The organism is Flavobacterium sp. NRK1 (assembly GCF_024054175.1).
Taxonomy (GTDB): Bacteria; Bacteroidota; Bacteroidia; order Flavobacteriales; family Flavobacteriaceae; genus Flavobacterium.
Genome location: NZ_JAMXLA010000001.1, coordinates 1,597,216 through 1,620,030 on the forward strand (window position 1 = coordinate 1,597,216; position 22,815 = coordinate 1,620,030).

Genomic DNA, 22,815 nt, shown 5'->3' on the forward strand with positions numbered 1-22,815 from the left:
ACCTTTAGCAGACCAATAACCAATAACTAATGTCAAATCAAAACCCGGAGCAAATAGCAAGAGATATTATCGACGAGCACCTTATTGCGTCAGGCTGGATTATCCAGGATAAGGACAAGGTTAATCTGGCTGCTGGAATAGGTATTGCAGTTAGAGAGTATTTGACCGACGTTGGACCAGCTGATTACGTTCTTTTTGTTGATAAAAAGCCTGTAGGTATAATTGAGGCAAAACGTCCCGAACTAGGAGTAAAACTTACCACAGTAGAGGAACAATCAGAAGAATATGCCTCTGCTAAACTTAAATATCTTAATAATGATCCACTTCCTTTTGTATATCAAAGTACAGGTGAAGTAAGTCGGTTTACAGATTATCGTGATCCAAAACCACGATCTAGGGTTGTCTTTACGTTTCACCGACCTGAAACTTATAGAGAATGGATGAGAGACGGCAAGTCTCTACGCAAGAGGCTACTCGATCTACCACACTTACCTGAGGATCGTTTAAGGGATTGCCAGATAGATGCTATTACTAATCTCGAAAAATCCTTTAAAGATTTCAGACCAAAAGCACTTGTGCAAATGGCAACAGGATCCGGAAAGACTTTTACAGCTATTACCTCCATATATAGATTACTTAAATATGCTAATACAGGACGAATATTATTTTTAGTCGATACTAAAAACTTAGGAGAACAGGCTGAGCAAGAATTTATGGCTTACCAACCAAACGATTCGAACTACAAGTTTATTGAGTTGTATGGTGTTACTAGACTAAAGAACAGTTTCATGCCTGATGATAATAAAGTATATATTAGTACCATTCAGCGGATGTATTCTATTCTTAGAGGAACAGAGATGGATGAAAGTGCTGAAGAGGAAAATCCAAATGAATTTAAATCCTTGCAAAAGGAACCTGCACCCGTAGTATATAACAAAAAAGTACCTATTGAATTCTTTGATTTTATAGTAATAGACGAATGCCACAGAAGTATTTATAATCTCTGGAGGCAGGTACTTGACTATTTTGATGCCTTTCAGGTAGGGCTTACTGCCACACCGGACAACCGTACTTTCGGTTACTTCAACCAAAATATTGTTTCTGATTACGGATATGAAAAGGCAGTTATAGATGGAGTACTGGTGCCCTACAATGTATTTACAATTGAAACCAAAATTGTAAAAGGAGTTACCACAATAGAACTTGGTGAGAAAGTAGATAGACGCGAACGACAGACCAGAAGGAAGTTTTGGGAAGCACTTGATGAAGATGTAACTTATAGCGGCAAGCAACTAGACAAAGACATTGTAAATCTAAGCACTATTCGTAGTATCATACGGGCTACTAAAGAAAATCTTCCGGCTATGTTCCCTGACAGACTAGATAAGGAGGGAAATTTTGAAGTACCTAAAATGTTAATATTTGCCAAGAGCGATAGCCATGCCGAAGATATAATTGATATTGTAAGAGAGGAATTTGCTGAAGAAAACAAATTCTGCAAAAAGATTACTTATCGAAGTGAGGAAGATCCTAAAAGTGTTTTAAGCCAGTTCCGTAACGATTATTACCCACGAATAGCCGTAACTGTAGATATGATAGCAACCGGAACAGACATTCGTCCTCTGGAAGTACTGCTATTCATGCGTGATGTAAAAAGCCGTAGCTACTATGAACAGATGAAAGGACGTGGTACCCGTACCTGTTGTCTCGAAGAGCTAAAAGCCAAAGGAACGCCTTCAGCTAAGTTTAGCAAAGATCATTTTGTCATTATTGATGCCATAGGTGTAGAGAGTTCACAGAAAACTGACAGCAGGCCACTTGAAAAAGCACCGGGTATCTCTCTAAAAGATTTGCTTCAGGGCATTGCTATGGGTAATACCTCTGAAGAGAATCTAACTTCCCTTGCTAGCAGATTATTGCGTTTAGACAAGCAGGTCAGCGAGAAAGAAAAGTTACAATTTAGCGAACTAGCAAATGGGTTAACTATACCTCAGCTTGCAAAGCAACTACTACAAGCCCACGATCCAGACGTTATTGAAGGTTTACGGATACAGGCAACCAATAAAAACATTGGCGGCGCTCCTGTTGAAAGAGATCGCGTTGCAGAAGATTTACATCAGGCAATTATAGATAATGCTGTTGCAGTACTTAATAACCACAAGTTACGTGACTATATTACTGATGTACGCAAAAAATATGACCAGATTATAGACACCGTTAATCTTGACGAAATAACCAATATAGGTTGGAGTAAAGATCTCGGTGGGCAGGCAAAAGCTATGGTACAGGATTTTGAGGAATGGATCTCTTTACATCGTGATGAGATTACAGCTTTACAGCTATTTTATAGCCAACCCTACAGAAGGCGAGAACTTACATACAAGATGATTAAAGACCTATATGAAAGGTTACTACACGATAAACCGCTTTTAAAAGCACATAGCCTGTGGGATGCTTATGTAACTGTTGAAGATGCTGAAACAGAAGGAGAACTAATAAAAAGGTTGCCACGAACAGAAAAACCTAAGCAGGAACTGGTAGCTTTAGTATCTTTGGTGCGAAAAGCAAACGGCATTGATGATTGGTTAACTTCTTACGATACTACGGTAGACAGAAACTTTAAAGCCTGGACATTTGACAAACAGGCCGGGGCAGGAAAAAAGTTTACCGAAGAGCAAATGCAATGGTTACGAATGATAAAAGATTTTATCGCTACTTCATTTCATGTTGACAAGGAAGATTTTGACCTTAGCCCTTTTAATGCCGCCGGTGGGCTGGGCAAGTTTTACCAATTGTTTGGTAATGACTACGAAGATATTATTAATGAATTAAATGAAGTGTTAGCAGCTTAGCAGCATGATAGATATAAAGTACATACCAGAAGGGTGGGAATTAAAGAAGCTTGGAGATATTTCGAGGAAGTTATCATTAAATAAAATTAAGATAAAGCAGAAAGAATATCTAGAAACTGGTAAGTTTCCGGTTATTGATCAAGGACAGGAAATGATTGGGGGATATTTTGATGATGAAAATCTATTAGTTCCTGATGAGCCACCCTACATTATTTTTGGAGATCACACTAAAGTAAAAAAATTTATCTCTACAAAATTTATACCTGGAGCAGATGGAGTTAAGGTATTAAAGGCTAGAGATAACGTACTTCCCAAATTTCTATACTATTTACTATTTACGATTAAAATAGAAGACAAAGGTTATGCAAGGCATTTTCAATTAGTTGAAAAAGAAAATTTTCTATTACCTCCCATTGAAACCCAACAAGCAATAGTTTCAAAAATAGAAGAGCTATTTAGCGAACTTGATAAAGGCATTGCAGAGCTAAAACTGGCGCAGGAACAATTAAAAGTATACAGGCAGAGTGTGCTTAAATATGCTTTTGAGGGGAAACTGACGAATGAGAATATAAAAGTTGGAGAGTTACCGGAGGGGTGGGAAATCAGCACAATATCTGACCTAGCCCATAAAAATAAGCACTCTCTTAAAGCCGGACCTTTTGGGTCATCTTTGAAAAAAGAATTTTATGTTCCTAGCGGTTATAAAGTTTATGGTCAAGAACAAGTAATCAGTGGCAATGCATTTTTAGGAGATTACTATATTAATGAGGAAAAATATCAAGAACTCAAATCCTGTAAAATAAAGCCTCTTGACATTCTAATAAGCCTTGTAGGAACAGTCGGTAAAGTTTTAATACTTCCTGAGAACTGTTTAGAAGGAATAATCAATCCACGTTTGATAAAGATTAGTTTAGATACTAATCTTTATTTACCCTCATTTTTCAAGTATTATTTTGAAAGTTCAAAAGTTAAAAATCTTTATTCAACAGAGGCAAAAGGAACTACAATGAGTGTTTTGAACCTTAGCATAATTAAAACAATACCATTCCCTCGCCCTTCGATTGAAGAACAAACGAAGATCATCCAGGAAATAGAAAACCGCCTCAGTGTTGCCGATAAAATGGAGGAGAGTATTACTGAGAGCTTACAAAAAGCAGAAGCATTACGACAAAGTATTTTAAAAAAGGCTTTTAGAGGGGAACTCGTTAAAGAGGTTAAGACCATTGAAGTTCCAAAAATTAATAACGAATATTTCCATCAGTTACAGTTGGTGGCATTAGTAATTAACGGGTTTAAAAAAGAGAAGATAGACCACGGTGAAATGACATTGGCAAAAAACCTCTACCTGTTAGACTCTATATATAAAATCCCTACAGGTTTTAAGTATGACCGTTGGCACTTAGGCCCCTACCCCCCTGCCTTAAAAAAAGTCGTAAATAACAAAGAGTATTTTAAGCGTAATGAGCTATTTATAGAGACTACAAACGATGATAAACTACAAAAGTATAATAATCCCTATCAGGACGAGGTAAACAATGCTATAGATGATTTGTCGGCTATTTTTTCCAAGTATAAAGGAGCAGAGCGTTCTCATAAAACAGAACTTTTAGCTACGGTCTGCAAGGTTATCGAAGATATTAAATCGATCGATTTAGTAGCGGTAAGGCAATCTATGGCAGAATGGAAAATTGATCTTAAAACTTCTAAGTTTAAAAATAAAGCTGAAAAGTTTAATGAGCCTGAAACGAAGAAGTGTATTGAGTTTATTGTAGAGAAAGGTTGGGATAAGAAATTGGTAGAAATTCAATAATCATGAAATTATTATATTGTAAAATTTTTGAAAAGCCTGGAAAACAATTACAAATAGCTAATATTGATCTTAATTTTTCAGGACAATACACATTCTCTGTAGACAATACTTCTAAAGCAATCTCATGTCTTAAAAATGAAAATTACATCAATAATTTATATGGAAATAACACTAATATTACTGCAATCGTTGGAAAAAATGGATTAGGAAAAACAACATTTTTAAAGTTTTTACAGTATGTTATTGGTAGTATACAAGAAACCGAAAACATACCTAATTATGATTTTACTTGGTGGAATTGGTGCGCAGTATATTCACAAAATAATAAATTATATTACTGTGAGAATATAGTTAGTAAAGCTATTGATAAGCAGCCGCCGGAACATGATCTATTTGACCTCTATTCGTATGCAGATACTTTTGAGATAAAAAAAGAGGAAATTGAAATAGATCTTAATACTATTGACTTAACATCTAAGTGTTCATTTTCAATATATTATTCTCCATTTTTTGAGTTTGAAGAAATTAGATTTGACAGATTAGGATATGTTGATGTATCTAATGATATGTTATTCTATGAAAGTAATAATAGAAAAGAAGTTGACGATCAGGCCCTATCTCAGACATTAAACTTTAAACGTGAGGAGGTAAAACGTCAAATTTCATTTGTTGAACAAGCTGATTCTGTTCTAGAAAACAAAGATCAATTTTATAGTGATTTTATACATAATGAAATAAGTTTATCATTTAATGGTCTTACTAAAAAATTCAGTTCTGACCCTCGATACATTTCGTTCGATGATGTTCGTCTGTACAATGAAATCGACAAGGCATTTATTAAATCGCATAGAGCTACGCGTGATTACTTAAGAGGAAAGACTGTTAGGGACTATGAATATTTTATCGCTCGCGATTCATTCTTTAAAAGAATATTAGAGTTAATATACTTTTTATTCGAATATCGCCCGGATCCCAAGGAAAACAGTCAAGGAGAATTTAGACAGTCAATTATTGGGATATCGCTCGAAGAAAAGGATTACGATAAAAATTTGAATGAGCTTAATACAATATTCTTCGACAATCTTGTTGTTGTAAGACATAAGGAGAAATTTGGTGAAGCTGTAAATAAGGCATTGCAACTTATTAACTTATTTAAGTCTTATGACGTTAATGATGATACTTTTAGTTATGATTTGGCGACAGCTAAAGAATTATTAAAAGTGGAACTTGAAATATTATCATTGATGCCTTTTAAATCCGACTTACCTGTATTTACTTTTGATTGGAAAGGCTTAAGCACTGGTGAGAAAGCTTATCTGAATTTATTCTCAAGGATTTATTATGGATATCAACAAATCAAAGATGATGTTGAATTTGCGGAACTAGATCATATATATATATTAATTGATGAAGGATCAACAGGATTTCATCCACAGTGGCAAAAAGAGTTTTTAACCCACCTTTTGAAATTTTCAGAAGAAGTAATTCCTGTAGAAAAAAGTTTCATTATTACATCCCATTCGCCTTATTTATTGAGCGATTTGCAAATAGAAGATACAATCAGTATCGGAAGAGAGCCAAGTTCAAAATTTCCTTTAAATAATACGTTTGCAGCCAACATACACGAGCTCTTGGCCGACAAATTTTATTTATCGAATTCATTTATTGGAGATTTTTCTAGACAAAAAATAGAAGAAATAGGCAACTTACTCACTAGTGATCAGGATGTAGATGAAGAAAAATTGAATTATTTTGAGCGTGTAATAGAAATTATTGGGGAGCCAATAATTAAAGAAAGGCTACAGTTTCTTTTGGCAAAAAAAAGGAATGTTAAAGATAAAGATCAAATTATACAAGAATTAAGGGAGCAACTTGAAAAATATCGTAATAGAGAATGAGAAAAATATTAATTACTAAGGAATTACAGGATCGTGTGAATGATTTCTGTGATAAACTCTTTTATGATCGAGATTTCGAGAAGCCCTTAGTAAGTTTGGATTCTTTAAAGAAGAAGATTGCAAAGTCCAAAAAACTTACACACAATAAAAAGGAAAAGAAAAAGAAATACCTCGAAAAGATCATAAAAGATTATTCACGTATTTTAAAGGCTACTCCTTCTGAAATTAAAATACTATGCGAGGAGTTTGACAAAATTATTGATAGTAGCGTTGTGGCAGCTGATGAGACATTTTACAAGAGCATTCTTAGTTGCTTAAGATATGATGAACTCCGGAATAAAGAATATTTAGATTTTGCATTCACTTTCGGATATAAATGCTGTTTTTATTGCAATGCACAATTAGCCGTAATTTTACCCGTCGAATTTTTTAAGATCAATTATGGTAAAAATAAGAAAGGCGACTTGAAGGAAAGGAAAGCAACATTTGAATTAGATCATGTAAAAGCCAAATCTAAATATCCTTTTTTATCTACTTCTTTTTTTAATTTAATACCATCATGTTCAATTTGTAATAAAGCTAAATCCAACAAATCCATAGAATTTAATTTCTATGAGGAAGATCCCGCTAAATTAAGTTTTATCGATTTTGAATTAGACGAAAGTGTAATTCAAACATATTGGAAAACAAAAAATAAAGAAGACCTTAATTTCACGTATAAAATTGAAGGTGTAGATAAAGATTCTTTCAATGAAATTTTTAGAGTGCAAGAGATTTATGACACCCAGAAGGATATTATAGAAGAACTTCTATACATCAAAGAACTATATACTCCAGCATACAAACAGTCAATAATTGATTTGTTGAATAATAAGCTTTATACTGACACAGCTATGATTGACAGAATAATAATGCGTAATTATGCTAGGCCCGAGGATTGTTATAAAAGACCCTTTGCAAAATTCACACAAGATATCGCATCAAAACTAAAATTAATAACTTAAACAATGAGCAACAATAATTCAGCAATAGTAAGTAAAGTATGGGCATTTTGCCAAACCCTACGGGATGATGGTGTGGGTTATGGCGATTATTTGGAGCAACTTACTTATTTGCTTTTCCTAAAAATGGCTCATGAATATAGCCTGCCACCACATAACCGTAAACTTAATATCCCTGAAGAATATAATTGGGAAAGCCTTTTAAATAAAAGCGGTAGTGAATTAGAAGGGCATTATACATTACTTCTTAGGGAACTAGGGCAACAAAAGGCAGTACTTGGTCAAATATTTACCAAGAGCCAAAACAAAATACAGGACCCTGCCAAGCTATATAAGCTTATCATGATGATCAACGCAGAAAGTTGGGTGATGATGGGCGTTAAAGATAAAGGCGACATCTACGAAGGGCTTTTAGAGAAAAATGCCGAAGACACTAAGAGTGGTGCTGGGCAGTACTTTACCCCTCGCCCACTTATTCAGGCTATGGTTGAATGTGTTCAGCCTAAGCCAATGAAGACAATTGCAGATCCTGCATGCGGTACAGGAGGTTTTTTTCTTGCTGCTTATGACTGGATTGAAGGTCAAAACCAATTAGACAAGGAGGAACGTGAGTTTTTAAAATACAAAACCTTTAGAGGTAATGAAATTGTAGCAAGTACACGCAGACTTGCTCTGATGAATTTATTTCTCCATAACATAGGAGACATAGACTCTGATAATCTTATCTCTCCTAATGATTCACTAATTGCTGATTCTGGAGAGCGATTTGATTACATTTTGGCTAACCCTCCTTTTGGCAAAAAGAGCAGTATGACTTTCACCAATGAAGCAGGAGAACAAGAAAAAGATGATCTTACTTATAATCGTCAGGACTTTTGGGTTACAACCAGTAATAAGCAATTGAACTTTGTGCAGCAGATAAAAACAATGCTTAAAACTACTGGTGAAGCTGCAGTTGTATTGCCGGACAATGTATTATTCGAAGGTGGTGTTGGTGAAACTGTGCGCAAGAAACTGTTAGAAACAACAAACCTACATACCATTTTAAGGCTTCCTACGGGAATATTTTACGCAAATGGAGTAAAGGCTAATGTCTTGTTTTTTGATGGCCGCCCATCAAGTAAGGATCCATGGACTAAAGAAACATGGATTTATGATTATAGGACAAACATTCACCATACCCTAAAGAAGAATCCTTTAAAGCTGGAAGATTTACAAGATTTTATTGACTGTTACAAGCCCGGTAATATACATAAGAGGGAAGAGACGTATAGTGACGTAAATCCTGACGGACGTTGGAGAAAATTTACTTATGATGAAATAATTGCTCGCGACAAAACATCTTTGGATATAAGTTGGCTAAAAGATAAATCATTGGCCGATCTTGACAACCTTCCTGACCCCGACGTATTGGCTTTAGAAATAGTGGAGAATATAGAATCCGGCTTAGAGAGTTTTAAAACCATCATAGCTTCGTTAGGGAAGCAAAATTAAATTTATAATAGTAAATTTGTTGTAAATCAGAGTTGATGAAGGCTTGGGTAAATAAAGCAAAAGAGTATTTAGCGCATAGTTTGGGAAAAGTTCCTCAGGAACTTAATGAATTGGATTGGAAGGAAAACTTATCCCCTAAAAATGATAAGCTTTGCCAGCATATTTGTGCGTTTTCAAATTTGCCGGGAGGTGGCTACCTAGTGTTTGGTGTTGAAGATAAAACTGCAAAACCTAAAGGTATAGAAAAGAAAGAGGCTGATTCTATTGTAGAGAAATTGTCTAGTCTGTGTCGTGACGGTGTAGACCCATTAGTAAGTATCGATCATTCTATTGAAGAATACGAGGGAGTTCAACTACTATTTATTCATATCAAAGAAAGCGCTGTTAAACCTGTTCATTTGGCACATAAAACTATTGAACATAGTTTTATTAGAAGTGGGGGCACAACCAGAAAGGCATCAAGACAAGAAATAGGTGGATTGATGCTAAATAGTAAAGTTCCGGTTTTTGAAGAGCTCCATGCTTCTACACTCAAAAATCAAATTGAAGTAATGACACTTCTTGATTATGCAACTATTTATAGGTTATTAAAAGTTCCAATTCCATCAACGGGCGAAGAAATAATGAAATGGTTATCTGGAGAAAAAATGACCGTTGAAGTTGATGGTAATGGATATTACATTACCAATTTTGGTGCGCTGGCTGCGGCTCAGAATCTGAATGAATTTGATGGCTTGGCTCGCAAATCAATTAGGGTTATAAAGTATGAAGGCAAAAATAAATCAGGAGGGAGTAAAGAATACCCAGGCTCAAAAGGGTATGCGATTGGATTTGAAGGACTAATTCAATTTGTAAAAAGTCTACTGCCTGGAAGTGAAGTTATAAAACATGCTTTGCGTGAGGAAACGTCTGTTTAACCTGAAATAGCCCTTCGTGAATTAATTGCAAATGCCTTAATACACCAAGATTTTACAATTAGGGGCAGCGGGCCGATGATTGAAATTTTTGAAGATAGAATTGAAATTAGCAATCCGGGTAAACTATTACCAACGAAGAAAATTGACCGCTTAATACGGACAACACCCGAATCAAGAAATGAAGTACTTGCAGCTGCATTTAGAAGATATAATATTTGTGAGGAAAGAGGATCTGGATTTGAAAAAGCTGTAAGAGCCATTGAATTATATGGGTTACCTCCACTGAAGTTTCAAGAAACAGAGAATTCTTTTAAGGTAATAATGTATAGTCCTAAGAAGTTTGCAGACATGAGTGTACAAGAGCGAATTGAGGCGTGTTACCAGCATAGTGTTATTCAATATTTTGGAAACGAGGGTATGACAAATGCCTCATTACGCCAACGCTTCGGAATGCATGATAAGCAAGCATCCCAAATATCCAGATTGATTAAAGACGCTATCGATACAGGTCGGATTAAACAAAAAGATCCAGAAAATGGTTCCAAGAAATTTACAATCTATTTACCATATTGGGCTTAATAGCTTGACGTTTTTTATTTGACTGTATCATTAAGTGGCTATACCTATACCGTTACAATGCTTGTTACAATGCATAATTTTTATTTGACTGGGATTCGGAAATTTGAAATAAGTAATTGTATTTCAGTTACTTAGTGTTTGATTGTGGTTGCTTTTCTACTTGAGCAACCATTGCAACATTCGTTGGTGAATGGAATAGTTTATTTGACTGGAATTCGGAAAAACTGCATAAATGCTTGTTTTTAAGGTGATTATTTATTGATAGGCAATTACTTTCAGCTTGCAACAACTGTTGCAACAATCGTTGTAAATGAATTGATTTTTATTTGACTGAGATTCGGAAATTTTATATAAAGCCTTTATTTTCAATATGTTTTTAATTGATTGAAGGCCTCGAAGAAAATATTATATAAGACCAAATATTTGTATTTTTTAATCTTCTAATAACTTCTACGAGCACCATATGCCTAGATATTAAGGTGTGGTTAACAGGTAAATATATGACTGTGGCAAATACATGGCAAAGATTAAATAAATACTTATAATAGGGTGCGGATTAGCACCTTATTTTTTTGGTTCCAATCTATGTGTCACATCTTAATTACTAAATTGCTATTAACTTTTTTGGCAATTTTATGGCATTTTGCAATTGCCAGCTTCTTCACTCCCTTTTATAGGCATGTACTTTTAGCGTTCCAATCCGTGTCAAGTTCCTACTTGTATAGATTACTTCTCATTTTACCAGGTTTGAATTGTGCACTGACCACAATTTTCCTAATTTCGACCTTTTAATCGTTTCTGATTATTGTTTACTGAATTGCAATCAGATACGTTTAAAAACTTTCTTTTCTCTATTAAAAACAACAGCAACAGAATCTTTATATACATTTTGAATTGTAAGATTTTCTTTGCTTTCCCCTTTATGCAATTTAAGCAGCTGACCATTTATTTTTAAAAGTGCCACTTCATTGCTTTTGCCTGACTTCATATAGCCATGATACTGTATTTCAGGCCAATATTTGGGTATAGCAACCGGTTTCATAAAAGTTGTATGTTTTTTAATATTGCCGGTATTTCTTTTAGAGGTAATTTCAGTAGTTGCTACTGATACCATTTTATTTAAAAAAGGATCTCTATTCATATTCTCCAGCAAAAAGGTATCCCTCTGGGTTACAAGTTTAGTTGTATATGCTGTTTTACCAACAGTAATATTATTCACGGTATTGTTAAAAAAATAATTATTTATAAACCGATAGCCCACAGTGCCCCATAAGCCACCAACCACAACTATCAATAGTATATTTATTTTTTTTTTCATTTTATTGTATAGTTATTTTATAAGCGGTACTATAAGTACTCACATTCCCGGCTTTATCAGTGGCTTTTACCCTCCAATAATAATTTCCTGCTATTGTAAAGGTATATTGATATGTTGGGTTTGTAGTAGTAGCAGAATTAATTATCGTAGCAAAATTTTGATCTTGTGCAATTTGTATTGAGTATGATATTGAAGAAGTAACAGGACCACTATCTGTTGCCACTGTCCATGAAAAATCTACTTCTTCATTTACGGGCGTTTGTTTATTATCTACTGGAGTAGTGTTTAAAGGGACATTAGGGGCAGTGGTGTCAACATAGAAATTTCTTGAAGCAAATGGCGTTTCAGTTTCATTTTCAGTGTTGAGGGCTTTTACTTTCCATGTGTATTGTCCGTCTTGCGTAATTATACCGGTAGGTAAGCTGAATGATGTACCGGTTAGTGAATTTTCTTCATGGATTAAAGAATTGCCATTTGTGATATCTATCAACTGATAACTGTAGTTTGTAGCAGCACTAACGTTGGTCCAAGAAAATGTAGGGGATAAGTTTTTTGTATAGGTGCCTGAATCAGGATAGAGTAATAATACCTGCTGATTAGTGAGATCTGAAGTTTCTATTAATGTAAATGAAGTAGGAAACGAGTATGGTGTTTGATAAGCAAAATTTTCACCCCTGACTCTCCACTGATATTTACCAGGGTTAAGGTTATAAGTAAAATTTGCTTTATTTACCAGTGTATCTACCATAACGTTTTGTCCTGTCGCATATATTTGTATACGGTAGTCATCTGCGCCTTTAAGCTCTTCCCATTGAAAATTAACTACATTACTTTCAATTTCCTGTTCGTTTAAAGGATACTGAACAGTTATGTTGTTGTCTGTAATATCTTCTTCAATTATATCATCACAACTGTATGTTATTACTAAAATAACGGCGAGTAATAATTTATTTATTGTTTTCATAGTTTTGGAATATCATTTTTAAATGTAAAATATCTGATTTGGTATCTTTTTTAGAGATATAAAATTTCAAACTTACCATTCGTGAGTAGTTGAATTTTTTTTCGAAATCATAGCTAAGGGTTAAAAGTTGGTTAAGACTTCCTGTTACATCTATTTCGTGTGTATAAATAGTGTGGCTATCATCGGAAAACTCATGAATAGATCTCATATCGAATATGGAGACGGGATACCTTGTTATAAAGCTTATTATATCCTGTTGTATCTTTTCTTTATTAATGTTCTCTTTACCTATTATCTTATCTATCGCTGCAATCTCTGATGATAATTGATTTACATCTTTAGTACCTTCTTTTAAGGTTTGTTCTTTTTTTGAAAGTTCACGGTTTTCCTGAATAACATCTTTTAAGGTGCTAAAAGATCTTTTGTATGCTGTAAAGGTGAGCATGCAAAACACAAGGAGCAGAGCCTTAAATTTAGTTTTATAGGAATATTTCTCAAACATTGTTCAATAGTATTTTTAACTCAAATTGCTGAATATTCTTCTTGTCTTTTTTTATAGAAACGATTTCAAATTTTTTTATCCATTTCATTTTTTTAAGCTCATTGAGCCAATTATCCAGAGAAGGACCTGATCCGGTAAACCCTTTTACCATTATTAGATTTGGTACTATGTTTACTTTTTCGTTGGGTTTTATTTCTTTAGGCACAGGGAATATTTCCAGGTTTGTTAAGCTGATACTTGAAGGTGCTGATTTTGACAGTTCATATACATAAAAACTTAAAAATTTCTTTGAAAGCTGTCCTGTTTTATTTAATATTTCCAACTTTTGTTCCCTTTGCTTTTCCAAGTTTACTATATATTCATAGGTTTGATAGGAAAATATATTCTGTTCATTGAGTTTGGCGTTTTCACCTAAATAATACTGAATGAGTACATAACTTGTAAGAAGTGCTATAAAAAATATTCCAAGCATGCCTACACCAAAATAATTGAAACTTTTTTGGTAAATAATATTTTCTGTAGTAATACTTTCAGATTCATTTTTTGATACCTGCGAAGACTTAAGGAAAAAATGTAGCGCAGCTCCATAAAGTGGCAAATGATGTTGTGATAATATACTTTCGGAAAAAGTATAGTTTTGAATAACTTCAGTATTCTGCTTTTTTATTTCTGAGAGTGAATCATTTTCAAACAATAGGACAGTATCTCCGGAAACAATCTCTTGTTTGGCTATGGTCTTTTGAAGTAGAGAAGAAAGTAGCGGGCCTAAGTAAAAATCGACAATTTGAAGTTTGTTTTGCTGCATCTGCAAAATTATATCGTCGATGTTTTTCTTTCTGGAAAAGCTCATAAAGCCTGCGTCAGGCGTTTTAACCTCAGTAAAATATATAGAGGTAAAATCTACATTTTTTTTCCAGGTAATATCTGCATCATTTTTAATATCTATTCTTTTATTCAATACTCCTTTGCCATCTATAAGTAATACAACAGGTAGTCTGGTGTTAGAATCTTTAAGTAATGATTCAAGATCATCATATATTGCAGACGATACAATACTAAGAGTGTTGCCTTTTTTCTTTACCGTAAGGGTATAGTAAGTAAAGGCATCGTCTTTTTTGTATATGCCCAACAACATAAGGTTGTTGAATTTTATTATTTTAGATAAAAATGATAGCATTAATAAATTACTGTTGGCTTAATAAATATATGTAGTTTAGAATTGCTCTTTGCTTTTCTCCTGCCACTAAATAACCATTTCAATATTGGTATTCTTGATAGCAATGGAACCCCCGAACCTGAATTTTCCTTTTGTAGCTCATCAAGACCACCAAGTAATACCATTTCATTATTTTTTACACGAACTAACGACTGGAATTGTTGCGTGGCTTTACCAGGAGGTGCAGTTTCTCCAACCCTGCCCAGGAAAGAACTTTTTTCTACTGAAACATTAAGCGTGACGGTTTCGTCCGAAGAAACATAAGGTTTTATAGAAACGCTTAGGTTAGCATCTGTAGATTTCCATGTACCGGATTGTAGTACGTTATTATTAATGTTTCCGGTTAATAGTTGGTTGTTTTGTTCAAAATAATAATTGGTTTCACCAATGGCAAGTTTGGCCTCATGTCCGCTTAGAGTGGCAATTTTAGGAGTAGACTCAATTCTTATGATAGAATTGTCTTCCAGAAATTTCATATTCATGTAAAAGGCCTCAGTCACTTTGCCAAGTTTTAATATTCCTAATCCATTAAAAGAATCAATCAGGTTGTTAACAGAAGTCGCATTTAGGTTGATATCACCCGAAGGGAATAGTACCCCGCTGGTTTGTGCTACTTTACTTTTGTCAAGACCTGCAGTTATACCGGTTTGTATAGTATATGATTTATTATACTGCACGATCATAACATCTATTTGCACTAAAGGTACTACTTTGTCAACCTGTTTGATGTATAACTTTAATTCTTCTATTATTGTTTTTGATCCCGATACAATGAGACCATTAAGTTCTACAAATTCTTTAATCTCTACTTTTTCAAAAAATATTTTTGGAAGTGATAATAGCACAGATTCAATGGATCTGTTTTCTAGTTGAATAATTTCTGTGGCTCTTAATCCTTCAGTACTCTGCTCTCCTATAAGATAAAAATTATCCTGTTTTTTGTAGGTATATTTTTTTCCTTTAAATATATGTTCCAGTAAATCATCGAAAGATATATTATCTGCAAGAAGAGTGGCTTTTTCATTTTCCGGTGTGTTATATAGAAAATAGGTAAGGTTAAGCTGCTCAGCGGCATTTATTATTATCTCAGCTGCATCAGCTGCATTAGCCTTTATGGTTAACAATCCCGATTTGTTTATAGAAATATCAAAATAGCCGGGCTCACCAAATTCTGATTTTTTCATTTTTCTGGCAGCTGTACTTTTTTCTGATGTAGTAATGGGATCTCTATTTTTCTCAATGTAATAAAACCCATTTTCATCTTTGGTGGCAATAAGCTCATTAGATTTTGCCATCATTTCAATAACCTGGTCAAAAGGTCTATTAAGAATGTATGAAGTTACAAGACTGTTTTTTACATCAGGAGCCAGCACTATGCTTTTGCCTGATTTGTCTGTAATTGCCTGCGCTACAAATTGTAGTGAGTCGTTTTGAAGTTTTATAGTAAGGAAGTCATTATCCTGATTGTAGCCTACATCTATTACCTTTGGTAATTTTTTAGGAATGATAGTGATTTCTTTACGCTTTTTAAATATAATGATATTACTCATGAAAGTTACATCAAGGTCATACTTCTCTGCCAGGAAAACAAAAACATCTTTAACGGTAACATCAAAAAAGTTATTATTTACGATTTGGTTCAGGTCAGCATCAACACTTACATTAAGTTGGTGTTCACTGGCTATTGTAGATATGAAATCGTTAAGTATTAGCCCTGATACATCTGTTTTTATTATCTCGTTAATACCGGGTTTTGTTTTAGATAACTCATCAAACTTTGCTATTAGCAGGGAGGTATCCTGTTGGGCTAAAGCCGGAGTAAGAATTACAAAAGGAATAATTACAAGCAGTAATTTTTTAAGCATCACGTTTTTAAATATTAATAAGAATTGAGTAAATTTCTTCCAGGGAGGTCTCTCCTTCGGCAAGTATATCAAATGCTTTATCTGACAAGCTTTTATGGTTGTTATCTGTAAACAGTTTATTTAAACTATTGTTTTTAATTGCTACTGCTATATTGTAATCTATGTTAAGTACTTCATAGATTGCCCTTCTGCCTTTGTAGCCAGTATGAAAACACCTGTTGCACCCTACAGGTTTATATAAAGTATCTATCTCGTAAGGTATCTTGTAGCTTTTAGGAAAATCTTCATTGCTACAACCAGCTTTTTTCTTGCAATCGGGACACAATTTTCTCACCAATCGCTGAGCTACGGATAGGTTTAGTGTTTCTGCAATAAGGTATGATGGCACACCCATATCAATAAGCCTGGAGATTGTGCCCAATGCAGAATTGGTGTGTATAGTTGAAAGTACCAGGTGACCGGTCAGAGAAGCTCTTATAGCCATCAGCGCTGTTTCGGAATCCCTTATCTCCCCAAGCATAATAATGTCGGGATCCTGTCTTAGAAACGATTTTAAAGTAGAGGCAAAAGTTAAGCCAATGTCTTCTTTAAGTTGTACCTGATTAATGCCTTTAAGAGTATATTCAATAGGGTCTTCTACTGTTACGATATTTCGTTTACTGTCGTTTAAAAGTCTTAATGTAGCATAAAGAGTTGTTGTTTTACCGGAACCTGTTGGTCCGCTAATAAGTATGATACCATTTGGTTTTTTTACGGCTTCTGTATAGTTGTAAAGCTCTTCTTCCTGAAAACCAAGTGTGTTTAAGTCTATATTAGAAGCGTCCTGACCCAAAAGCCTCATTACTATCTTTTCGCCAAAAAGGGTAGGGAGTATGGATACCCTTATATCAAATGTGTCATTTTTTATCCTGCCATCCTGAGGCAGCCTTTTTTCAGTAATATTAAGTTTAGACCTTATTTTTACTTTATTTACAAGTTCAAGATAATTTTCACGTTCTATTTTGTAGCGTTCTATAAGTTGGCCATCTATCCTAAAGCGCACTCTTGCAGCTTCTTCATAAACTTCAAAATGAATATCACTGCTTTTTAATGATTTGGCTTCTTCCATAAGGTTATCCAGAAAATCTCCATTATCAATATTTAAAGATTTTCCTGAAGAGGATGTTCTCTCTTTTCTATAATAGGCAGAAAGTGCCTTTTCTATATCATAACCTGAGACTGATATAAAGGATATTTCTTTTCCTAAAAGTAGTTCAAGCTCGTCTTTTAGTTCATTATTACCGGTTTCTTCATCTACATAAAGTTCAATACTGTCTGCAGAACTTTCTTTAGGCAATATCCTGTAATGATTTGCCATATCACTAGAGATCTGATGCAGATTTTCTTCGTTAACTATTATATTCATCAGATTATTTGAGTAATGTTATAGACTGGGTAATTAAAAAGCAGATCTTTCCCTAAGAACAATACCAGTAGTATAGATGCATAGCCAGCCAGAGGTATGTTTTCCTTATTGATTATTTTCTTAAAAATGAAAAACACAATTATTGAAAAAACCATAGAAGATATAAAGAACAAGATATAATTGGTAAGAAGGAAAAAAGGTGTTATTGCAAGATAAAACAGCAAATCTCCCAAACCGAAATAGTTTTTAAAGGGGTTAATAAATGCCTTATTCTTTAAGCTCATGTAAGCAATCAGCACAAAGAACGTAAAGAGTAAAAAAGCACTATTAATTGCAATAAGGGTAATGCCATTATCTTTATTACTACCTGTCATAACAATATATGTTCCTGCTGCAAATAATATTATTGGCCACAGCACATGTAAATGCCTGTACTTTAAATCTTGGTATATAATAGCACCAAGGCAAACAAATATTGCAGCTACTACCATTATTCTTTTACAACTTCGGTTAATATTTTTTTATGATCAATTTCCCATGTATTAAAGTTTCCATCGCCATCAAGGTCTGTAACAGAGGTTGCCCTTGCTAAGAATGAATCATTTGAAGACTCAATGATCTCGATTTTATATACGGCTTGTCCACCTTCTCCTACTGTGGGTTCCTGTTCAAAACCAAGTTCTTCCAATGTTGAAGAATATTTTGAGAAGCGGTAAAAGTTACTTTTCTGCAATCCATACACTTGGTTTAGCATAGCCTGCGCCTCGATAGCTTTAGCCTGACCGATTACAGATGTTTGATTAGGAAGTACCATGAGTAATAGTATGCCTATTATGCATAGCACAATTAATATTTCGGTTAATGAATATGCTTTTACTGTTGCTTTTTTAGCAATTTTAAAATAGCGTCTAATAATTAATTTCATGGTTGTTTTATTTATCATTTTAGGCTAAAGCTTAAGAATAACTTCATTTTTTTTAGAGTGCAAATCTAATGCTTTGAACGTATTTACTTACTTATAATTTTACTTAAATCGAACATTGGGGCATACATAGATATCATAATTACACCTACTACCAATCCTATAACTATAATAATCATAGGTTCAAGTATTACACCTATCATTTTTGTTTGGTGACTTATATCTTCGTTGTATTGTTCACTCAGTCTTTCAAACATAACATCGAGCTGATTTACCTGTTCTGCAACTTCTATCATCGAGACCATCTTATCTTCATATACAGAATGATTTCTAAGGCTTTCACTCAAAGATGCTCCTCTTGTAATATCCTCTTTTATCTTTTCAATAGAAGACTGGATAGGGTAAAAACCAATCATTTTACCGGTTAAGGTTAAAGATGTTATTAGAGTTGTTTTAGACGTAATTAAAAGATTCATAGACTGGCAAAAGCGCGAGATATATATTTTCCTTATGAGGTTGCCAAAATAAGGTGTCTTTAGAATCATTAAAGATGTGAAACGTTTATAGGTTTCCGTGTTTTTCAGGTAAAAGTGCATTGCTGTCAACAGAATCACTATTACGCCAATAATTGTAAATATAGTTCCTGAGTTATTTGACAACATAATAATATATTGCGTACTTACCGGAAGTTCACTGCCAAATTGCCTGAACACAGAACTAAACATGGGTACTACCTTTGTAAGCATAAAGTACAGTACTAAAAAGGTAACTACAAGTACAATGCATGGATAGGTAAGTACAGAAACAATCTGGCGTCTCATTTGTATCTTGCGGTTAAAAAATTTCTGTAACTCAGCTAATACCTCTTCAAGTTTTTTCGTTTCTTCGCCTATCTGCACACTATAGTATTCATATGGCGAGAAATGCCCTGAACGCATCATCGCCTCATAAATACTTTTACCTTCTATTACTTTATCTTTAATGCCTTGTATTATTTCTTTCTCAAGCTTATTAGTACTTTGTTTATTAAGTATTTCGAGAGCTTTTTTAAAATCTACTCCTGATTTTAATAGCATACCAAGCTCACGGTAAAATATTTCCTTTTTCTTATCAGAAAACTTTTTCTTATCAGAAAACTTTTTCTTAAATTGTACCTGGCTATTAAGATTTAATCCTGTGCTAGCTTTATCTTTTGGTTTATAGGTGCTTAAATCTAAACTCATTATTTATCTATGGGTTTAATTAGCTCTGTTGCATAAAGCTTCTTATAAAAATTAAGTTTCATTGTTTTTCCGTCTACCTCAAGATTCCATTGCAGTCGTTGATATGCAATGTTCTTTAAACTATTATCCAGAACCTCGAAATGAATGTTTTTTGAGGTAAGGTGAAAAGTATCTGTGAACTCTCCCTGTGAACGTACAAAATATTCTTCTGAGATACTGTAACGTATAATATCTCCATTATAGGTGTCAAAAAGTATTTCCTCGTCTGCGCCTTGCATTTTTTCACTTTCAAAAATGCTTTTGTTTATGGAATATGAGAGTCTGTTCAGCTCATTTATATGTTCATTTTCTTTTTTAAAATCCATAAGTCTTTGTGATGTAAAACTAAAAATTACAAATATTATGGATAATATAATAGCCGTAATAGCCATACTTACAATAGCTTCTATAATAGTAAATGCGGGTATGTTGTGCCGATTATTCATTAGGTATATAAAAGCTTTTTTGAGGATAAGACTGAAGACTATCTTTGTAGTTTGCAGTTATTTTTTTTACGCCTCCCTGCGTTTCATCGGTTATTTCCCAATTATCAGTGTCGTATCGCTCACTCACTGAATCCTGAGCCAGTTGCATTGCAAAAAACACTTCATTAGTTTTGTTGAATGAATAGTAAAATCGTGCTGAAGTTTTCGGGGTAAATATTGCGGCATATATAATTATAGCAATATAAAGGCATACAGAGATTATACTCAGCGCCACTACTGATTCCAGCAAAGAATTTGCCTTTATGTTACAAAACCTTTTTAATCGCTGCATAATTGGAATCATTATTAGACAATAAAGGCATGGAAACAAAATGAGCGGGACGTTTTGACGGATTTATTTCAATATCGGCTAAACAATTATCATATCCCGATGAAGCTGTTTTGTGTACAAATTTGTTAGTATATACTGTGCCGTAAACATTGCTTCTAAGAGTTAATTCACCGGTACAGTAAATATCGCAAGCAAGAATAACTTCTTTCTCTATGTCTATACTGTTTTTAGATATATCTGTTGTGGCATTTCCATAAAGCACTATTGCACCATAAATTTTGCTGTTGTTTTTTATGACAATACTACTTTTTTCTAATGTAGTATTGCTCAAACATAGCGAAGAAGGATAGCCTAATTCTACATTGGTCCCAACATTTATTTTCCGCGTTGCAAATGCCTGTAGAGTGCCTTTAAAATTGTCTTCAAATATTATTTTAGGTGCAATAAGTATAACATCATTTAGATTCGCATTGCTTTTCACAACAATAGAATCTTTTGAGCGAATAATTATATTCCCTTTAAGTGAAGTATTAAGGGAAGGATCTTCCAGATTAATTTCCAGTGTTGGGTTGAGAAAAGAATTGTAATATACTCCTTTGTTTTGTGGTAATTCTTTTAAAAGTACTTTCAGTCCGTTAAGTTGTGCAAAAGATTTTTTTATACTCTCCGAAATATCAGGCATTGAATTCGCTGAAGCTGTTATTTTACCTCTATTCTCAAGTTTATTTGGTTTATTATCAATATGTATTGCGTTAATAAAGTCGGAAGGAAGTTGCTTGTCTCCAATTAATTTTACATCACCGGAATAGGTAAGGGGTCTGTCAAGATTTGTAAGGAACACGCAAGTATTGTCGTTGGTTTTGGCAGCAGCAAAATGAACCGAGGTAACAGTATCGTTTGCGATAAATGATTTTGCCTGTAGCAAAGTAAGCAATCCGTAGGGTTTTAATTCGTATGCCGAACCAACAGTTTGTTCATCTTCGGTTTCTATAGATGTTTTATCGGTGTTTGCCAGCGCATAATTTACTAATGACTGATTTTGAATATAAAGCTCTTCGTGAGTGGTGTAATAAATATTAAGCTGATTATACATATTGGCGATATACAATAATGCCCCGCACAAAAGCGAAACAATAAGGCATACATAAATAGCGTATATAAGGCTGTGCGCTTTAACCATTTGTTTTAGGTTTCTTTTCTTTTTTAGAAAATAATCTCTTAAAGAATCCAGGTTTTTTTTCTGTTCCGGAATTATTTTTTTTAACAGCAGGGGTGGCAGAATTTACATTCTCATCTTTTTGTTTTTTAATAAAAAGCCTTTTGAGGAATCCCTGTCTATTATTATGTAAAGTGTCTTTAACCTTTTTAACCTTTATTTTTTTTACTACAATCTTACCATCACGGTATTTTAAGGTGTCCTTACTAATGTAATTTACCCATCGGCCGTGTTTTTTATTGTTTTTGTATTTACCTTGTTCTATAAGAAATCCTGTTTCGTCATAGGCATAATACCGACCGTCTTTCTGTCCTGAATCCCAATACGTATTAGATTGTAAAACACCATTTTTAAACCATGTTTTCCAATATCCCTCTTTAAGCCCATTGTTGTATTTTCCTGTTTCTGCAAGTTGATTGCTATGATAAAATTTAAAAAAATCTTTGTGAAGAAGCTCGCCCGCCAGTCCATATTCACTATTGTGTATGGCACCGCCTTTAAACCAATAGTATTGCCTTTCTGGTTTTGGGCTAAGTGTTTTATCAGTGGTGTAAAACTCATAACGGAAATCTGCATCAGAGATCCTCTTTTTTAATGAAGTTTCTGAAAAAGAGAAGAGAAAGAATACACTTAATAATAAGCAAATTTTAAAAGAAAAAGTTTTTTTATTTAGTAAGCTTTGTAACATTTATTTAACAAGTGTGATATTTGATGCGAATTTAATATTATTATTTAAATTGTTGTGTAGTAACTTCTTCTATTTTTTTAAATAAATTATTAAATTTTTTATTTAAGATTTTTTTAAGAGAATTAACAT

At 33.8% G+C, this 22,815-nt stretch carries 20 protein-coding genes; 7 read left to right on the top strand and 13 right to left on the bottom strand.

What is annotated here, in order from left to right; genetic code table 11:
* Positions 1–29: 29 nt before the first annotated feature.
* From NHE85_RS07415 to NHE85_RS07445, 7 genes are all read left to right on the top strand, one after another.
* The gene (locus NHE85_RS07415; RefSeq protein WP_252811197.1) at positions 30–2,852 is read left to right on the top strand and encodes a DEAD/DEAH box helicase family protein; all 2,823 of its coding nucleotides are present in this window, start codon (positions 30–32) and stop codon (positions 2,850–2,852) included.
* Positions 2,853–2,856: 4 nt separating this feature from the next.
* A complete protein-coding gene (locus NHE85_RS07420) occupies positions 2,857–4,662 on the top strand; it encodes a restriction endonuclease subunit S (protein WP_252811199.1) in 1,806 nt (601 codons plus the stop codon).
* A 2-nt stretch (positions 4,663–4,664) separates the two neighbouring features.
* Entirely contained in the window at positions 4,665–6,560 is a 1,896-nt protein-coding gene (locus tag NHE85_RS07425; protein WP_252811201.1) for an ATP-binding protein, read from the top strand.
* Positions 6,557–7,564 carry an HNH endonuclease gene (locus NHE85_RS07430; RefSeq protein ID WP_252811203.1) on the top strand — a complete coding sequence of 336 codons (1,008 nt, stop codon included), beginning with the start codon at positions 6,557–6,559 and terminating at the stop codon, positions 7,562–7,564. The genes NHE85_RS07425 and NHE85_RS07430 overlap by 4 nt, the downstream gene beginning before the upstream one ends.
* 3 nt (positions 7,565–7,567) lie before the next feature.
* On the top strand, positions 7,568–9,055 hold the full coding sequence (locus NHE85_RS07435) for a class I SAM-dependent DNA methyltransferase (RefSeq protein WP_252811205.1): 1,488 nt from the start codon (positions 7,568–7,570) through the stop codon (positions 9,053–9,055).
* Between the two features lie 35 nt (positions 9,056–9,090).
* A complete protein-coding gene (locus NHE85_RS07440) occupies positions 9,091–9,972 on the top strand; it encodes a helix-turn-helix domain-containing protein (protein ID WP_252811206.1) in 882 nt (293 codons plus the stop codon).
* A 75-nt stretch (positions 9,973–10,047) separates the two neighbouring features.
* Positions 10,048–10,551: an ATP-binding protein gene (locus NHE85_RS07445; protein WP_252811208.1), complete on the top strand. Its 504-nt coding sequence runs from the start codon at positions 10,048–10,050 to the stop codon at positions 10,549–10,551.
* A gap of 823 nt (positions 10,552–11,374) precedes the next feature.
* On the opposite strand, the gene NHE85_RS07450 is transcribed toward NHE85_RS07445, so the two are convergent.
* From NHE85_RS07450 to NHE85_RS07510, 13 genes are all read right to left on the bottom strand, one after another.
* On the bottom strand, positions 11,375–11,869 hold the full coding sequence (locus NHE85_RS07450; RefSeq protein WP_252811210.1) for a hypothetical protein: 495 nt from the start codon (positions 11,867–11,869) through the stop codon (positions 11,375–11,377).
* Between the two features lies 1 nt (position 11,870).
* Entirely contained in the window at positions 11,871–12,833 is a 963-nt protein-coding gene (locus NHE85_RS07455) for a hypothetical protein (protein WP_252811213.1), read from the bottom strand.
* Positions 12,817–13,335: a hypothetical protein gene (locus NHE85_RS07460; RefSeq protein WP_252811215.1), complete on the bottom strand. Its 519-nt coding sequence runs from the start codon at positions 13,333–13,335 to the stop codon at positions 12,817–12,819. Before NHE85_RS07460 ends, NHE85_RS07455 begins: the two co-directional genes overlap by 17 nt.
* Positions 13,328–14,512, bottom strand: coding sequence for a hypothetical protein (locus tag NHE85_RS07465; protein ID WP_252811217.1), 1,185 nt, complete (start codon positions 14,510–14,512; stop codon positions 13,328–13,330). Before NHE85_RS07465 ends, NHE85_RS07460 begins: the two co-directional genes overlap by 8 nt.
* Entirely contained in the window at positions 14,512–16,416 is a 1,905-nt protein-coding gene (locus NHE85_RS07470; RefSeq protein ID WP_252811219.1) for a type II secretion system protein GspD, read from the bottom strand. The genes NHE85_RS07465 and NHE85_RS07470 overlap by 1 nt, the downstream gene beginning before the upstream one ends.
* Before the next feature lie 7 nt (positions 16,417–16,423).
* Complete coding sequence (locus tag NHE85_RS07475; protein ID WP_374676575.1) at positions 16,424–17,824, bottom strand: GspE/PulE family protein; 1,401 nt, start codon at positions 17,822–17,824, stop codon at positions 16,424–16,426.
* Positions 17,821–18,312, bottom strand: a complete 492-nt coding sequence (locus tag NHE85_RS07480) for a hypothetical protein (RefSeq protein ID WP_252811223.1) — start codon at positions 18,310–18,312, stop codon at positions 17,821–17,823. The genes NHE85_RS07475 and NHE85_RS07480 overlap by 4 nt, the downstream gene beginning before the upstream one ends.
* A complete protein-coding gene (locus NHE85_RS07485) occupies positions 18,312–18,746 on the bottom strand; it encodes a type IV pilin protein (RefSeq protein ID WP_252811225.1) in 435 nt (144 codons plus the stop codon). Before NHE85_RS07485 ends, NHE85_RS07480 begins: the two co-directional genes overlap by 1 nt.
* Before the next feature lie 83 nt (positions 18,747–18,829).
* The gene (locus NHE85_RS07490) at positions 18,830–19,966 is read right to left on the bottom strand and encodes a type II secretion system F family protein (RefSeq protein WP_252811226.1); all 1,137 of its coding nucleotides are present in this window, start codon (positions 19,964–19,966) and stop codon (positions 18,830–18,832) included.
* Positions 19,966–20,451 (bottom strand): prepilin-type N-terminal cleavage/methylation domain-containing protein, encoded by a 486-nt coding sequence (locus tag NHE85_RS07495; RefSeq protein WP_252811227.1) that lies wholly within the window; start codon positions 20,449–20,451, stop codon positions 19,966–19,968. The genes NHE85_RS07490 and NHE85_RS07495 overlap by 1 nt, the downstream gene beginning before the upstream one ends.
* A complete protein-coding gene (locus NHE85_RS07500) occupies positions 20,444–20,740 on the bottom strand; it encodes a hypothetical protein (protein ID WP_252811229.1) in 297 nt (98 codons plus the stop codon). Before NHE85_RS07500 ends, NHE85_RS07495 begins: the two co-directional genes overlap by 8 nt.
* 16 nt (positions 20,741–20,756) lie before the next feature.
* Entirely contained in the window at positions 20,757–21,962 is a 1,206-nt protein-coding gene (locus NHE85_RS07505; protein WP_252811231.1) for a hypothetical protein, read from the bottom strand.
* The gene (locus NHE85_RS07510; protein ID WP_252811233.1) at positions 21,955–22,686 is read right to left on the bottom strand and encodes a toxin-antitoxin system YwqK family antitoxin; all 732 of its coding nucleotides are present in this window, start codon (positions 22,684–22,686) and stop codon (positions 21,955–21,957) included. Before NHE85_RS07510 ends, NHE85_RS07505 begins: the two co-directional genes overlap by 8 nt.
* Positions 22,687–22,815 lie beyond the last annotated feature (129 nt).

Coding starts and splice junctions, on each gene's coding strand:
- NHE85_RS07490 (WP_252811226.1), bottom strand. CDS start 19,966: ATGAGTTTAGATTTAAGCACCTATAAACCAAAAGATAAAGCTAGCACA.
- NHE85_RS07450 (WP_252811210.1), bottom strand. CDS start 11,869: ATGAAAAAAAAAATAAATATACTATTGATAGTTGTGGTTGGTGGCTTA.
- NHE85_RS07505 (WP_252811231.1), bottom strand. CDS start 21,962: ATGGTTAAAGCGCACAGCCTTATATACGCTATTTATGTATGCCTTATT.
- NHE85_RS07495 (WP_252811227.1), bottom strand. CDS start 20,451: ATGAATAATCGGCACAACATACCCGCATTTACTATTATAGAAGCTATT.
- NHE85_RS07420 (WP_252811199.1), top strand. CDS start 2,857: ATGATAGATATAAAGTACATACCAGAAGGGTGGGAATTAAAGAAGCTT.
- NHE85_RS07455 (WP_252811213.1), bottom strand. CDS start 12,833: ATGAAAACAATAAATAAATTATTACTCGCCGTTATTTTAGTAATAACA.
- NHE85_RS07425 (WP_252811201.1), top strand. CDS start 4,665: ATGAAATTATTATATTGTAAAATTTTTGAAAAGCCTGGAAAACAATTA.
- NHE85_RS07435 (WP_252811205.1), top strand. CDS start 7,568: ATGAGCAACAATAATTCAGCAATAGTAAGTAAAGTATGGGCATTTTGC.
- NHE85_RS07480 (WP_252811223.1), bottom strand. CDS start 18,312: ATGGTAGTAGCTGCAATATTTGTTTGCCTTGGTGCTATTATATACCAA.
- NHE85_RS07415 (WP_252811197.1), top strand. CDS start 30: ATGTCAAATCAAAACCCGGAGCAAATAGCAAGAGATATTATCGACGAG.
- NHE85_RS07485 (WP_252811225.1), bottom strand. CDS start 18,746: ATGAAATTAATTATTAGACGCTATTTTAAAATTGCTAAAAAAGCAACA.
- NHE85_RS07440 (WP_252811206.1), top strand. CDS start 9,091: ATGAAGGCTTGGGTAAATAAAGCAAAAGAGTATTTAGCGCATAGTTTG.
- NHE85_RS07445 (WP_252811208.1), top strand. CDS start 10,048: ATGATTGAAATTTTTGAAGATAGAATTGAAATTAGCAATCCGGGTAAA.
- NHE85_RS07510 (WP_252811233.1), bottom strand. CDS start 22,686: ATGTTACAAAGCTTACTAAATAAAAAAACTTTTTCTTTTAAAATTTGC.
- NHE85_RS07465 (WP_252811217.1), bottom strand. CDS start 14,512: ATGCTATCATTTTTATCTAAAATAATAAAATTCAACAACCTTATGTTG.
- NHE85_RS07430 (WP_252811203.1), top strand. CDS start 6,557: ATGAGAAAAATATTAATTACTAAGGAATTACAGGATCGTGTGAATGAT.
- NHE85_RS07460 (WP_252811215.1), bottom strand. CDS start 13,335: ATGTTTGAGAAATATTCCTATAAAACTAAATTTAAGGCTCTGCTCCTT.
- NHE85_RS07470 (WP_252811219.1), bottom strand. CDS start 16,416: ATGCTTAAAAAATTACTGCTTGTAATTATTCCTTTTGTAATTCTTACT.